The organism is Streptomyces sp. NPDC056169 (assembly GCF_042268445.1).
Classification (GTDB): domain Bacteria; phylum Actinomycetota; class Actinomycetes; order Streptomycetales; family Streptomycetaceae; genus Streptomyces.
The window spans coordinates 155,581-169,897 of the sequence record NZ_JBHJUO010000009.1 but is presented as its reverse complement, the minus strand read 5'-3'; the positions used below and the strand labels follow the sequence as shown (position 1 = coordinate 169,897).

The following is a 14,317-nucleotide window of genomic DNA, read 5'->3' as shown; positions in this document are numbered from 1 at the left end:
TGTCAGACGCGGTCCCGGAGGGCGGCCTGCCAGGCCGGGGCGGGGGTGCTGGGTTCCGTCTCGGGGCTGCGGCCGCCCCGGGCGAAGAAGTCGGCGAGGGGCAGGAGGGCCGCGCCGACGGTGACGGCCTCGGGGCCGAGGGTGCCGAGGTCGATGCGCGTGCGGCTCGCCGGGTAGCGGAGCGCGTACGCGCCGGCGTGGCGGGACACGGTGTCGAGGAAGCGGGTGCCGAGCTGGAGGCCGGCCCAGCCGCCGACGAGGATGCGTTCGGGCTGGAAGAGGTTGATGAGGTCGGCGAAGCCCGCGCCGAGGTACTCGGCGGTCTCCTCCAGGACGGCGAGTGCCGTGGTGTCGGGTGCCGTTCCCGGGTTGGCGGGATGGGCGGCGGCGAGCATCGCGGTGAGGGCGGTCTCCTCGTCCGCCCCGGCCGGCGGCTGCCCCCCGGCCTCGCGCCAGCGCTCCAGGAGGGCCTCGGCGCCGGCGTACGCCTCCAGACAGCCGTGGGAGCCGCAGCGGCAGCGCCGCCCCCGGACCCGGACGGTCAGGTGTCCCCATTCGAGGGCGCGGCCGGGTTCCATCGGGTCGCTGACGGAGCAGGCGCCGACGCCGGAGCCGAAGAGGACGACGACGGCGCTGCGGGCGCCGCGTCCGGCGCCGAACCACATCTCGGCCTGGCCGAGGGTCTTGGCGCCGTTGTCGATCCAGTACGGCACGGTCTCGGGCAGGTCGACGGCCCGGCGCAGGAGCCGTTCCAGGGGGACGGTGTCCCAGCCGATGGTCTGGCCGTGGACGACGGCGCCGTCCTCGCCGTGATCGACGATGCCGGGGACCCCGACGCCGATGCCGAGGAGGCACTCGACGGGGACGTCCGCGGCGCGGAGCACCTCGGCGATGCCCTCGCGCAGGTGGGCGACGACGAGGTCCACGTCGTAGCGCTCGGTGCGGGGCCCGGAGCAGGCCAGCGCCCGTTCCGTGCGGGCGAGTTCGGTGAGGGCGAGGTCGAAGAGCTCGATCCTGATGCGGGTCTCGCCGATGTCGACGCCGATCATGAACCCGCTGTCCGGGGTGATGCGCAGGAGGGTGCGGGGGCGTCCGCCGGCGGAGTCGACGCTGCCGGCCTCCTCGACCAGTCCCTCCGCGAGGAGTTCGGCGACGACGTTGCTGACGGAGCCGGAGCTCAGGCCGGTCGCGGGGCCGAGCGTGAGGCGGCTCTCCGGCCCGTCGAAGTACAGCCTGCGCAGAACGGCGGTGCGGTTCTCACGCCGCAGGTCACGCACCGTGCGGCCACTTCTCGCGTGCACTTTGGTCCCCGTCTCTGAAGTCGTTCGTTGCAACATACCCGCAGTACAGGCCTTGACGCGACCTTCCCGTGGGGTTTAACTCACATCCTAAATTAAGCCGATGTCACGGAGAGCGGTCCAGGCGCTCTCCATGATCGGCAACCCCGCCGTCCCCCCGAAAGGGCCCAGGAGCCATGCGCAGAATCAGAGCCGCAGTCACCGGTGCCGTCTCCCTCTCCCTCGCCTTCACCGCCACCGCCTGCGGCGGCGGGGAGAGCGGCGAGGCGACACCGAAGACCCTCACCTACTGGGCCACCAACCAGGGCTCCAGCCTGGAGGTCGACAAGAAGGTCCTCCAGCCCGAGCTCGACCAGTTCGAGCGGGAGACCGGGATCAAGGTCAAGCTGGAGGTGATCCCGTGGTCCGACCTGCTCAACCGGATCCTCACCGCGACCACCTCGGGCCAGGGCCCCGACGTCCTCAACATCGGCAACACCTGGAGCGCCTCCCTCCAGTCCACCGGCGCGCTGCTGCCCTTCGACGCCAAGAACTTCAAGGCCGTCGGCGGCAAGGACCGCTTCGTCGACTCCGCGCTCGGCTCCACCGGCACCCCCGGCAAGGACCCGGCCGCCGTCCCGCTCTACTCCATGGCCTACGCCCTCTACTACAACAAGCAGATGTTCAAGGACGCCGGCATAGCCAAGCCGCCGACCACCTGGGACGAGGTGATCGCCGCCGGCAAGAAGATCAGCAAGGGCGGCAAGTGGGGCATCGGCGTCGAGGGCTCCAACCTGTCCAACAACATCCACCAGGTCTTCGTCCTCGCCAAGCAGCACGGAGCCGACTTCTTCACCGCCGACGGCAAGCCGGACTTCACCTCCGACGGCGCCGTCGCCGCGGTCAAGCAGTACGTCGACCTGATGGCCACGCAGAAGATCGTCGCCCCCGGCAACGCCGAGTACGCCCAGAACCAGTCGCTGAGCGACTTCGCCAAGGACCGCACCGGCATGGTCCTGTGGCAGACGCCGCAGCAGACCTTCGCCTCGCAGGGCATGGCCCCCGAGGAGTGGGGCGTCGTCCCCGCCCCGGTCCCGTCGGGCACGCCCGGCCAGGACCAGCAGACCAACTCGATGGTCGCCGGCATCAACATGGCCGTCTTCAAGAACACCAAGAACCTCGACGGCTCCCTCAAGTTCGTGAAGTTCATGACCAGCGACGAGGAGCAGATCCTCCTCAACAAGGCCTACGGATCGGTGCCGCCGGTCAAGAGCGCCCAGAAGGACCCCGCGTTCGCCGACCCGTCGCTCACCGTCATCCGCGAGACCCTCGCCGGCAGCGCCGCCGCGCTCCCGCAGGTCCCCGAGGAGTCCCAGTTCGAGACCGTGGTCGGCACGGCCGTCAAGGAACTGTTCGCGGACGCCGCCGCGGGCCGGCCCGTCACCACCGAGTCCGTACGGGCCAAGCTCGAAAAGGCCCAGCAGCAGATGCCCAAGAAGTAGGCCGCACCTCCATGACCAGAACCGCCGTCACTCCCAGGAGTGAGCCGGTGGTGCGCAAGGCCGCACCCGGAGGGGCACCCGCACCACGCCGCTCCGGGCGTCGCCGCATCGCACTGCCGTACCTGCTGCTCCTGCCCGCCCTGCTCCTCGAACTCCTCGTCCACCTCGTCCCGATGCTCATGGGCATCGGCATGAGCTTCAAGGAGCTCACCCAGTTCTTCATCCGCAACTGGTCCGAGGCGCCGTGGGCCGGCCTCGACAACTACACCGTCTCGATCGACTTCGACGCCCCCGTCGGCCAGGCGCTCCTCTCGTCCTTCCTGACGACGTGTCTGTTCACCGTCCTTTCCGTGGGGATGTGCTGGTTCCTCGGGACGGCCGCCGCCGTCTTCCTCCAGGAGGAGTTCCGGGGCCGCGGCATCCTCCGCACCCTCTTCCTCGTCCCGTACGCCCTGCCCGTCTACGCCGCCGTCATCACCTGGGCGTTCATGTTCCAGCGGGACAACGGCCTCATCAACCACGTCCTCCACGACCAGCTGGGCATCGGCGACAGCCCCGCCTTCTGGCTCATCGGCGACAACAGCTTCTGGACCCTGCTCGTCGTCTCCGTCTGGAAGGGCTGGCCGTTCGCCTTCCTCACCGTCATGGCCGGCCTCCAGAACATCCCCCGGGACATGTACGAGGCGGCCGCCCTCGACGGCGCCGGCGTCCTCAAGCAGCTCCGGCACATCACCCTGCCGTCGCTCCGGCCGGTCAACCAGGTCCTCGTCCTGGTGCTGTTCCTGTGGACGTTCAACGACTTCAACACGCCGTTCGTCCTCTTCGGCAAGGCGGCCCCCGAGGCCGCGGACCTGATCTCGCTGCACATCTACCAGTCGTCCTTCCAGACGTGGAACTTCGGCACCGGCTCGGCCATGTCCGTCCTGCTGCTGCTCTTCCTCCTCGTCGTCACCGGCGTCTACCTCCTGCTCACCACCCGCGGAAGGAAGACCTCCGATGTCTGAGAACGCCAACGCACTCCGGCGCACGGCGCCCGCCCGCCGGCGCAAGGCCCCGCGCTCCCCGATGGCCGCGCCCCGCTCGTTCCTGTGGACCCGGCGGATCTTCCTCACCCTGCTCACCACCTTCGTGGTGCTGCCGGTCTTCGTGATGATCTCCAGCTCGCTGAAGCCGCTGGAGGACGTCTCGGGGAAGTTCCAGTGGATCCCCTCGGGGCTCACGATCCGCCCGTACATCGACATCTGGGAGACCGTCCCGCTCGCCGACTACTTCGTGAACTCGATCGTCGTGGCCGGCTCGGCCACCGTCTTCTCGGTCGTCGTCGCGATCTTCGCCGCCTACGGGGTGAGCCGCTACGACTTCCGCGGCAAGCGGGTCTTCACCGTGACCGTGCTGTCGACGCAGATGTTCCCCGGCATCCTCTTCCTGCTGCCGCTCTTCCTCATCTACGTCAACATCGGCAACGCCACCGGCATCGCGCTCTTCGGCTCCCGCGAGGGCCTGGTCCTCACCTATCTGACGTTCTCGCTGCCGTTCTCGATCTGGATGCTGACCGGCTACTTCGACTCGATCCCGCGCGAACTCGACGAAGCGGCCAAGGTCGACGGCTGCGGGCCGATCAAGGCCCTGTTCCGGGTGATCGTCCCGGCCGCGTCCCCCGGCATCATCGCCGTCGCCGTCTACGCCTTCATGACCGCCTGGGGAGAGGTCCTCTTCGCCTCCGTCATGACCAACGACACCACCCGCACCCTCGCCGTCGGACTCCAGGGCTACGCCACCCAGAACGACGTGTACTGGAACCAGGTGATGGCCGCCTCGCTCGTCGTGAGCGTCCCCGTCGTCGTCGGCTTCCTCTTCCTCCAGCGCTACCTCGTCGCCGGCCTCACCGCGGGTGCGGTCAAGTGACGTCCTCCTCCGCCCTCTCGGTCTTGTCTCCTCCCATCACGAAGAGGTCCTCCGTGTCCGCATCCCCCGACTCCCGCACCCCGCTCGACCTGGAGGCCTTCCCTCCGTCCTTCGCCTGGGGTACGGCGACATCCGCCTACCAGATCGAGGGCGCCGTCGCCGAGGACGGCCGCGCCCCCTCCATCTGGGACACCTTCTCCCGGACACCCGGCGCCATCGACAACGGCGACGACGGCGACACCGCCTGCGACCACTACCACCGCTGGCCCGAGGACGTCGCCCTGATGAAGGGCCTCGGCACCGACGCGTACCGCCTCTCCCTCGCCTGGCCGCGCGTCGTCCCCGGCGGCGACGGACCGGTCAACGCCGCCGGGCTCGACTTCTACGACCGGCTCGTCGACGCCCTGCTCGACGCGGGCATCGCCCCGTCCGTCACCCTCTACCACTGGGACCTGCCGCAGGTCCTCCAGGACCGGGTCCAGGACAGCCGCGGCGGCTGGACCGAGCGGGCCACCGCCGAACACCTCGCCGCGTACGCCTCCGTCGCCGCCGAGCGCCTGGGCGACCGCGTCACCCAGTGGACCACCCTCAACGAACCCCTCTGCTCGGGCTGGATCGGCCACCTGGAGGGCCGCATGGCCCCCGGACACACCGACCTGACGGCCGCGGTCCGCGCCTCGTACCACCTGCTCCTCGGCCACGGACTCGCCACCCAGGCCATCCGTGCCGCCGCCCCCGGCGCGCGGGTCGGTCTGGTCACCAACCACTCCACCGTCGCCCCCGCCTCCACCCGGCCCGAGGACGTCGCGGCCGCCGCCCGCATGGACGGCCACACCAACCGCTGGTGGCTCGACCCGGTGTACGGCCGCGGCTTCCCCGCCGACATGCGCGAGCTGTACGGCGTCGAACTGCCCGAACGGGCCGGCGACATGGAGACCATCGCGACGCCGCTCGACTGGCACGGCCTCAACTACTACTTCCCGGTCACCGTCACGGACGACCCGGCCGGCCCCGTCCCGTACGCCCGCGAGGTCCGCCTCCCCGACGTGCCCCGCACGGGCATGGACTGGCAGATCGACGCCGGCGGCCTGGAAGCCTTCCTGCTGCGCCTCACCGAGGACTACGGCGTACGCGAGCTGTACGTCACCGAGAACGGCTCGGCCTTCCCCGACACCGTCGGCCCCGACGGCGAGGTCCACGACCCGGACCGCACCCGCTACCTGGAGCAGCACCTGGCCGCCTGCGCCCGCGCCCTGCGCAAGGGCGCCCCGCTCGCCGGGTACTACGCCTGGTCCCTGCTCGACAACTTCGAGTGGGCCTACGGCTTCGACAAGCGCTTCGGCCTCGTCCACGTCGACTACGCGACGCAGAAGCGGACCGTGAAGACCAGCGGACGGCGATACGCGGACATCATCCGCGCCCACCGGGCGGCGACCACCGGCTGACCGGACGGTCCTCGCACACGCAGGGAAGGCCGCCCCGGCACGAACGGGGCGGCCTTCCCTGGTACGGACGGGGCGGCCTTCCCCGGTACGTCGCCACCGCCCTACCCTTCCCCTCCGATCCCCTCCGAGGCTTCCCGTACAGGAGCGTCCCATGGCCGCCACCGCCGTTCCGTCCCCTCCGCCGGGCCCCGACGACGCCGAGAAGCTCGCCGAGGAACGCGCCCACGCGCTCGCCGTCGAGCGGCTGCGCCACGCCCTCGGCCCGGTGGCGGTCGTCCGGGGCACCGCCCTCAGCGGGGGCCTCTACAACTCCGCCCGCCTGCTCGAACTCGCCGACGGACGGCGGCTCGTGCTCAAGACGGCTCCCCGGACCGGCACCCCCGCCCTCACCCACGAACAGGGCCTCCTCGGCACCGAGGCGCTCTTCCACCGCCTCGCCGCCCGGGCGGGCGCCCCCGTCCCCACCGTCCTCCACCACGAGCCGCCCGGCCCCGGCACCCCCGCCGAGTGGCTGCTCCTCACCCACGTCGACGGCATCACCTGGGACGCCGCCCGCGAGCGGATCGCACCCGCCGAGCGTGCCGCGCTGCGCCGGCGGCTGGGGGAGTGCCTGGCCCGGATCGCCACCGTCACCGGGGCCGGCTACGGCTACCCGCGACCGGCCGTCGGCCTCTCCGGCCCCGACTGGCCCTTCGCGTTCACCGCCATGCTGCACGCCGTCCTCGCCGACGCGATCCGCTTCGAGGTCGCCCTGCCCGCCCCGCCCGAACTCCTCGCCGCCCTGCCCGTACGCTTCGGCCACCGGCTCGCCGAGGTCCGCCGCCCCGCGCTCGTCCACTTCGACGCCTGGGAGGGAAACATCGTCCTCGTCGGGACCGGGAACGGCCCGTGGCGGCTCAGCGGCCTCATCGACGGCGAACGCGCCTTCTTCGGCGACCCCCTGGCCGAACTCGTCGGACTCGACCCGCTCGGTTCCGCCGAGGACGATCCCGACCTCATGGCCGGCTACCGCTCCCTCGTGCCGAGCCTGACCATCGACACCGGCGCCCGTGTACGACTCGCCCTCTACCGGGTCTACCTCGCCCTGGTCATGCGCGTGGAAGCCGTCCCCCGCGTCTACGGCGGGGAGCTCGCGGCCTGGCTCGACACCTGGTCCGCCGAGCGCGTCACACAACAGCTCGCCGCCCTGGACGCCCTGGAGGCGTGACGTGCCGGCGCGGCGGGGTCAGGTGGAGTCGCGGACGACGAGCACCGGCTCGAACACCTTCGAGGCGGGCTCGGAGCGGCCGCCGGCGAGCTCCTCGACCAGGAGGCCGGCCATCGCGGCCGCCATGCGCTCCACCGGCTGACGCACGGTGGTCAGCTGCGGCCGTGCCCGCCGCGCGGCCACCGAGTCGTCGAAGCCCACCACGGCCACCGACCCGGGGACGGCGATCCCCTCCTCGCGCAGATACTGGCAGGCGCCCTGCGCCATCAGGTCGTTCGCGGCGAACACCGCGTCGATCCCCGGGTGTTCCCTCAGCAGCCGGGCCATGGCGTGCCTGCCGCTGTCCACCGAGAACCGTCCCCGGACGACGGGAACCGACGCCACGCCGCGGGCCGCGAACGCGTCCCGGAAGCCGTCGAGGCGCTCGTTCGCCGTGGGGGCGGTGACCGGTGCGGCGATGGTGGCGGGGCGCCGCCGGCCGGTGGCCCACAGGTGCTCGGCGGCCAGCCGGGCGCCCGCGGTGTTGTCGAGGTCGACGAAGCCGCACCGCGTGGCGTCGTGGGGGCGGCCGAACAGCACCGTGGGGACATCGGCGGCCACCAGCATCGCCGGCAGCGGGTCGTCCCCGTCGAGCGGGACCACGAGGGCTCCGTCGGCGCCGCCCCGCCGCAGGTACTCCACCAGTTGGGTCCTGGCCTGCTCCGACTCCGCGACCAGCATGACCGGCTGGATCGCGCGCTCGCGCAGGACCGGGAGCACTCCGTCGACCACCCGCCCGAAGAACGGGTCGGAGAACACCCGGGCGGCGAAGGCCTTTCCCGTCGCGGAGAGCACCAGGGCGACGGTTCCGGTGCGGCGCGTCACCAGGGACCGGGCGGCCTGATTGGGCGTGTAGCCGGTGCGGGCGACCGCGTCGCGTACGGCCTGCTGGATGCCGGCGTCCACGTTGCGCACGCCGTTGACGACACGGGACACCGTCGCCCGCGACACCCCCGCCTCACGTGCGACGTCCTCCAGAGTCGGTCCTCGGTTCCCCGTCCGCGCGCTCTGTCGATTCCCCACGCGTGCACCATATCGGGGCTCCGTGTCCGGTGGTGGTACGGGCTCGGGCCATCCCGAACCATATGGCGCTGCCACTTAATGAAAGCCAAAAGAAAAGCCGTGTCGCATGGCTTGACCGTCGTTGTGACCGCCGGGCAAGGTTTCGGAGAGCGCTCTCCCATGTTTCCGTTCTGTACACCGAGGAGCCCCATGTCTTCCGTCGGGTCCCCGCCGGCCTTCCGGCGCCCCGCTTCAGCCGTCCGACGGGCCACCGTCGGCGCACTCGTCGCCTCCCTCGCCGGCGGCCTGCTCGCCGTCCTCCCCGCCGCGACGGCCCACGCCGCCCCCACCCTGCTCTCGCAGGGCAGGACCGCCACCGCCTCGTCCACGGAAGGGGCCGCCTACGCCGCGTCCGCCGCCGTCGACGGCAATCTGACCGGAACCCGCTGGGCCAGCCAGTGGACCGACGCCCAGTGGTTCCAGGTCGACCTCGGCCAGAGCGCCACCCTCAGCCGCGCCCTTCTGACCTGGGAGGGGGCCTACGGCAAGAGCTACGAGATCCAGGCCTCCGACAACGGCACCGACTGGCGGACCGTCACGACCGTCACCGGCGGCGACGGCGGCACCGACGACGTCACCCTCTCCGGCACCGGCCGCTACGTCCGGATGAAGGGCCTCACCCGCGGCACCGGATACGGCTACTCCCTCTGGGAGTTCCAGGTGTACGGCTCCACCGACGGCGGCGGCCCGACCCTCCCGGGCGGCGGCGACCTCGGCCCCAACGTGCACGTCCTCGACCCCTCCACCCCGAACATCCAGGCCACGCTCGACCAGGTCTTCCGGGAACAGGAGTCGGCCCAGTTCGGCACCGGCCGCCACGCCTTCCTCCTCAAGCCCGGCACGTACAACGGCCTCAACGCCCAGATCGGCTTCTACACCCAGATCGCCGGCCTCGGCCTGCGCCCCGGCGACACCACCATCAACGGCGACGTGACCGTCGACGCCGGCTGGTTCAACGGCAACGCCACCCAGAACTTCTGGCGCGGCGCGGAGGGCCTGACCCTCAACCCGGTCAACGGCACCGACCGCTGGGCGGTCTCCCAGGCCTCCGCCTTCCGCCGCATGCACGTCAAGGGCGGGCTCAACCTCGCGCCGAACGGCTACGGCTGGGCCAGCGGCGGCTACATCGCCGACTCCAAGGTCGACGGCCAGATCGGCAACTACTCGCAGCAGCAGTGGTACACCCGCGACAGCTCGATCGGCGGCTGGTCCAACAGCGTCTGGAACCAGACCTTCTCCGGCGTCGAGGGCGCACCCGCCACCTCGTTCCCCGAGCCCCGCTACACCACGCTCGACACCACGCCCGTCTCCCGCGAGAAGCCCTATCTCTACCTCGACGGCAACGAGTACAAGGTCTTCGCGCCCGCCAAGCGGACCAACGCGCGCGGCACCACCTGGGCCAACGGCGCCCCGCAGGGCGAGTCCGTCCCCCTGAGCCAGTTCTACGTCGTCAAGCCCGGCGCCACCGCCGCCACCATCAACCAGGCGCTCGCCCAGGGCCTGCACCTGCTCTTCACCCCGGGCATCTACCACGTCGACCAGACGATCAACGTGAACCGGGCGAACACCATCGTCCTCGGCCTCGGCCTCGCCACGATCATCCCGGACAACGGCGTCGCCGCGATGAAGGTCGCCGACGTCGACGGCGTCCGCCTCGCCGGCTTCCTGATCGACGCCGGCCCGGTCAACTCCCCGGTCCTGCTGGAGATCGGACCGGGCAACGCCTCCGCCGACCACGCCGCCAACCCCACCACCGTCCAGGACGTGTACATCCGCATCGGCGGCGCCGGCGCCGGCAAGGCGACCACCAGCATGGTCGTCAACAACGACGACACGATCGTCGACCACACCTGGGTCTGGCGCGCCGACCACGGCGAGGGCGTCGGCTGGGAGACCAACCGGGCCGACTACGGCGTCCGCGTCAACGGCGACGACGTGCTCGCCACCGGCCTGTTCGTCGAGCACTTCAACAAGTACGACGTCGAGTGGTACGGCGAGCGCGGCCGCACGATCTTCTACCAGAACGAGAAGGCGTACGACGCCCCCAACCAGGCCGCCATCCAGAACGGCTCGACGAAGGGGTACGCCGCCTACCGCGTCGACGACTCCGTGAACACCCACGAGGCCTGGGGCCTTGGCAGCTACTGCAACTACAACGTCGACCCGAACATCCGCCAGGACCACGGCTTCAAGGCCCCCGTCAAGCCCGGCGTGAAGTTCCACAGCCTCCTGACCGTCTCACTCGGCGGCAACGGCCACTACGAGCACGTCATCAACGAGACCGGAGCGTCCACGGTGCCCGCCGGCACCTCGACCGTGCCGTCCACCGTCGTCAGCTTCCCCTGACGGCCCGGCCGGGGCACCCCATGCGGCGCGCCCCGGCCCCCCACACCCCTTCCGGGCGGCGCCACCGTCCCCGCCGCGCCGCCCGGAAGGCGAACCCCACGCCCCCCAACCCCACGTCCCCACCCCACCCCCACTGTCGTCCGTCCAGGAGCCGCCATGACCAGCATCACCGCCCCGAAGCGACGAAGGCGCGCCCGCGCCCGTACCACCGCCTCCCTCGTCTCCCTCGGCGCGCTGCTCGCCACCTCCGCCACCGTGCTGACGGCCGCACCGGCCACCGCCGCCCCCACCCTGCTCTCCCAGGGGAAGACCGCCACCGCCTCCTCCGCCGAGGGCGCCGCCTACTCCGCTGCCGCGGCCGTCGACGGCGACCTGACCGGAACCCGCTGGGCCAGCCAGTGGAGCGACGGCCAGTGGCTCCAGGTCGACCTGGGCGCGAGCGCGAACATCAGCCGCGTCGTCCTGAACTGGGAGGGCGCCTACGGCAAGGCCTACGACATCCAGCTCTCCGACAACGGCAGCGACTGGCGCACCGTCAAGTCCGTGACCGCAGGCGACGGAGGCACCGACGACCTCACCGTCTCCGGCACCGGCCGCTACGTCCGCCTCCAGGGCGTGACCCGCGGCACCGGCTACGGCTACTCCCTGTGGGAGTTCCAGGTCTACGGCGACACCGCGGCGCCCCCCGGCCCCGGCGGCGCCGTCCGCGTCACCGGCACCCAGGGCAACTGGCAGCTGACCGTCGGCGGACAGCCCTACACCGTCAAGGGCGTCACCTGGGGCCCCGCCATCGCCGACGCCGGCCGGTACATGCCCGACGTGAAGTCCATGGGCGTGAACACCATCCGCACCTGGGGCACCGACGGCGGCACCAAACCGCTGCTCGACACCGCCGCCGCCCAGGGCATCCGCGTCATCAACGGCTTCTGGCTCCAGCCCGGCGGCGGCCCCGGCTCCGGCGGCTGCGTCAACTACGTGACGGACACCGCGTACAAGAACACCATGCTCACCGAGTTCGCGAAGTGGGTCGACACCTACAAGTCCCACCCGGCCACGCTCATGTGGAACGTCGGCAACGAGTCCGTCCTCGGCCTGCAGAACTGCTACGGCGGCACCGAACTCGAAGCCCAGCGCAACGCGTACACGACCTTCGTCAACGACGTCGCCAAGAAGATCCACACCATCGACCCCGACCACCCCGTGACCTCCACGGACGCCTGGACCGGAGCCTGGCCCTACTACAAGCGCAACGCACCCGACCTCGACCTCTACTCGATGAACTCCTACGGAGACATCTGCGGAGTGCGCCAGGACTGGCAGGAGGGCGGCTACACCAAGCCGTACATCATCACCGAGACCGGACCGGCCGGCGAGTGGGAGATGCCCAAGGACGCCAACGGCGTGGCCGACGAGCCCACCGACGTCCAGAAGGCCGAGGGCTACACCAAGGCCTGGAACTGCGTCATCGGACACCAGGGCGTCGGCCTCGGCGCGACCGTCTTCCACTACGGCACCGAGCACGACTTCGGCGGCGTCTGGTTCAACCTCCTCCCCGACGGCCTCAAGCGCCTTTCCTACTACGCCGTCAAGAAGGCGTACGCGGGCAGCACCGCCGGCGACAACACCCCGCCGGTCATCAGCGGCATGACGGTGGACCGCGCCGGATCCGCCCCGGCCGGCGGCGAGTTCACCGTCCGCGCCGATGTCCGTGACCCCGACGGCGACGCCGTCACCACCAGGATCTTCCTGAGCGGCAACTACGCGAGCGGCGACAAGCGGCTCGTCGAGGCGACGTACCGGTCCCTGGGCAACGGCGCCTTCGCCGTCACCGCGCCGGAGAAGCTCGGCGTGTGGAAGGTGTACGTGCAGGCCGAGGACGGCCGCGGCAACGCGGGCATCGAGACGAAGTCCGTCAAGGTCGTCGCCCCGCCGGTCGCCGGCACCAACATCGCCCTGAACCGGCCCACCATCGCCTCCTCCGCGCAGGCCTCCTACGGCGACTGCCCCTGCCCGGCGACCAACGCGACCGACGGCAACGCCACTACCCGCTGGGCCAGCGACTGGAGCAACCCGCAGTGGATCCGGGTCGACCTCGGCTCGGTCCGCTCCTTCAACCGGCTCCAGTTGGTCTGGGACCCGGCCTACGCCCGCGCCTACGAGGTCCAGGTCTCCGACGACGGCGACACATGGCGGACCATCCACGCCACCACCACCGGCAACGGCGACATCGACGCCATCGAGACCGGTGCCACCGCACGGTACGTCCGGCTCCAGCTCACCGCGCGCGGCACCGGCTGGGGCTACTCGCTCCACGAGTTCGGCATCTACAGCTGACCCCCTGAGGAGAACGAGGAGATCACGATGAGAATCCGCGGCCGGACCCTGTCCGCCTTACTGCTCAGCGCAGCCCTGGGCGTCTCCGCCCTGACGGTGAACACCTACACCGCGGCCACCGCCCGCGGGGAGACCACCGCCCCGGTCGCCGGCGCCCACGGGGCGCACGCGGCGGGCGCCGCCAAGGGCCATGTCATGGTGGCCTCCGCGCTCCCCTCGGGGGACGACCCCGACGGCGACGGCTACATCCCGGCCGTACCCCAGGTCACCGGGGTGACCCCGTCCACGGCCACCCCGCCCCCGGCCTACCACCACGAGTTCCAGGCCGGCTGCTCCGTCACCCACACCGCGCCGGACGACCCGATCGTCTACCCGGGCCAGTTCGGCAAGTCCCACGACCACACGTTCATGGGCAACACCTCCACCGACGCCGCCAGCACCACCGGCTCGCTCTACGGAGGCAGCACCACGTGCAAGGCGCCCGCGGACGCCTCCGCGTACTGGATGCCCTCGCTGTACAAGGGCGACCAGAAGATCCTGCCCGTCGGCCCGCAGGTCATCTACTACAAGGCGGGCGTCACCGACTACCGGAGCGTGCGGCCCTTCCCCAAGGGTCTGCGGTTCGTCGTCGGCAACCCGATGCAGACCGCCGAGGAGTTCCGCAGCCACAAGGGCTTCGTCGAGGGCTGGGAATGCGGTGACAGCTTCTTCAACACCGACATCCCGGCGAGCTGTCCGAGCCGGCCCGACGTACAGCTCAACCTGCGCATGCAGGCCCCCAGCTGCTGGGACGGCCTTTACCTCGACACCCCCGACCACAAGAGCCACATGGCGTACACGGTGGTCAAGCCCGGCACCAACGACAACATGTGTCCGGCCTCCCACCCCGTCGCCCTGCCGATGATCGAGTTCAAGATGGCGTGGCCGGTCAACGGCGACATGAGCCAGGTCCGCCTGGCAAGTGGCCGCGGCTACTCCTTCCACTACGACTTCTTCAACGCGTGGGAGGAGCCCACCCTCAAGGCCCTCGTCGACCACTGCATCGTCGGCGGCCTCCAGTGCGACACACGGGGCTTCGACCTGTACCGCCCCGAACGCGGTGCCGTGCTGAACGCGGACCACCGCCTGCCCTGATCCGTCTCCCGTACACGGCCCGGACGCCCGCGAGGGCGCCCGGGCCGCTTTCCCGTCCGCCTCTCG

At 71.1% G+C, this 14,317-nt stretch carries 10 protein-coding genes; 8 read left to right on the top strand and 2 right to left on the bottom strand.

Annotation, left to right across the window (positions count from 1 at the left end):
• Positions 1–2: 2 nt before the first annotated feature.
• Positions 3–1,301, bottom strand: coding sequence for an ROK family protein (locus ACFC0G_RS16665; protein ID WP_376403660.1), 1,299 nt, complete (start codon positions 1,299–1,301; stop codon positions 3–5).
• 173 nt (positions 1,302–1,474) lie between these two features.
• On the opposite strand from ACFC0G_RS16665, the gene ACFC0G_RS16660 reads away from it, so the two are divergent.
• The 5 genes from ACFC0G_RS16660 (at position 1,475) to ACFC0G_RS16640 (ending at position 7,336) form a co-directional block, all read left to right on the top strand.
• Positions 1,475–2,779, top strand: coding sequence for an ABC transporter substrate-binding protein (locus ACFC0G_RS16660; RefSeq protein ID WP_376403658.1), 1,305 nt, complete (start codon positions 1,475–1,477; stop codon positions 2,777–2,779).
• Positions 2,780–2,790: 11 nt separating this feature from the next.
• The gene (locus ACFC0G_RS16655; RefSeq protein WP_376403655.1) at positions 2,791–3,783 is read left to right on the top strand and encodes a carbohydrate ABC transporter permease; all 993 of its coding nucleotides are present in this window, start codon (positions 2,791–2,793) and stop codon (positions 3,781–3,783) included.
• 61 nt (positions 3,784–3,844) lie between these two features.
• Positions 3,845–4,684, top strand: coding sequence for a carbohydrate ABC transporter permease (locus tag ACFC0G_RS16650; RefSeq protein WP_376403934.1), 840 nt, complete (start codon positions 3,845–3,847; stop codon positions 4,682–4,684).
• A gap of 53 nt (positions 4,685–4,737) precedes the next feature.
• Positions 4,738–6,129 (top strand): GH1 family beta-glucosidase, encoded by a 1,392-nt coding sequence (locus tag ACFC0G_RS16645; RefSeq protein WP_376403653.1) that lies wholly within the window; start codon positions 4,738–4,740, stop codon positions 6,127–6,129.
• Positions 6,130–6,280: 151 nt separating this feature from the next.
• Entirely contained in the window at positions 6,281–7,336 is a 1,056-nt protein-coding gene (locus ACFC0G_RS16640; protein ID WP_376403651.1) for a phosphotransferase family protein, read from the top strand.
• An 18-nt stretch (positions 7,337–7,354) separates the two neighbouring features.
• Here the strand turns inward: ACFC0G_RS16640 and ACFC0G_RS16635 are convergent, their stop codons facing one another.
• Positions 7,355–8,398, bottom strand: a complete 1,044-nt coding sequence (locus ACFC0G_RS16635; protein WP_376403649.1) for a LacI family DNA-binding transcriptional regulator — start codon at positions 8,396–8,398, stop codon at positions 7,355–7,357.
• A gap of 189 nt (positions 8,399–8,587) precedes the next feature.
• Here ACFC0G_RS16635 and ACFC0G_RS16630 point away from each other — a divergent pair, with 189 nt between their 5' ends.
• From ACFC0G_RS16630 to ACFC0G_RS16620, 3 genes are all read left to right on the top strand, one after another.
• Positions 8,588–10,783, top strand: a complete 2,196-nt coding sequence (locus ACFC0G_RS16630; RefSeq protein WP_376403647.1) for a discoidin domain-containing protein — start codon at positions 8,588–8,590, stop codon at positions 10,781–10,783.
• 156 nt (positions 10,784–10,939) lie between these two features.
• Positions 10,940–13,117, top strand: a complete 2,178-nt coding sequence (locus ACFC0G_RS16625) for a discoidin domain-containing protein (protein WP_376403645.1) — start codon at positions 10,940–10,942, stop codon at positions 13,115–13,117.
• A 27-nt stretch (positions 13,118–13,144) separates the two neighbouring features.
• Positions 13,145–14,251, top strand: coding sequence for a DUF1996 domain-containing protein (locus tag ACFC0G_RS16620; protein WP_376403643.1), 1,107 nt, complete (start codon positions 13,145–13,147; stop codon positions 14,249–14,251).
• Positions 14,252–14,317: the final 66 nt, after the last annotated feature.

Excerpts from the sequence above, each read along its gene's own strand:
- ACFC0G_RS16655 (WP_376403655.1), top strand. The coding sequence starts at position 2,791 with ATGACCAGAACCGCCGTCACTCCCAGGAGTGAGCCGGTGGTGCGCAAG.
- ACFC0G_RS16620 (WP_376403643.1), top strand. The coding sequence starts at position 13,145 with ATGAGAATCCGCGGCCGGACCCTGTCCGCCTTACTGCTCAGCGCAGCC.
- ACFC0G_RS16650 (WP_376403934.1), top strand. The coding sequence starts at position 3,845 with ATGGCCGCGCCCCGCTCGTTCCTGTGGACCCGGCGGATCTTCCTCACC.
- ACFC0G_RS16625 (WP_376403645.1), top strand. The coding sequence starts at position 10,940 with ATGACCAGCATCACCGCCCCGAAGCGACGAAGGCGCGCCCGCGCCCGT.
- ACFC0G_RS16630 (WP_376403647.1), top strand. The coding sequence starts at position 8,588 with ATGTCTTCCGTCGGGTCCCCGCCGGCCTTCCGGCGCCCCGCTTCAGCC.
- ACFC0G_RS16660 (WP_376403658.1), top strand. The coding sequence starts at position 1,475 with ATGCGCAGAATCAGAGCCGCAGTCACCGGTGCCGTCTCCCTCTCCCTC.
- ACFC0G_RS16640 (WP_376403651.1), top strand. The coding sequence starts at position 6,281 with ATGGCCGCCACCGCCGTTCCGTCCCCTCCGCCGGGCCCCGACGACGCC.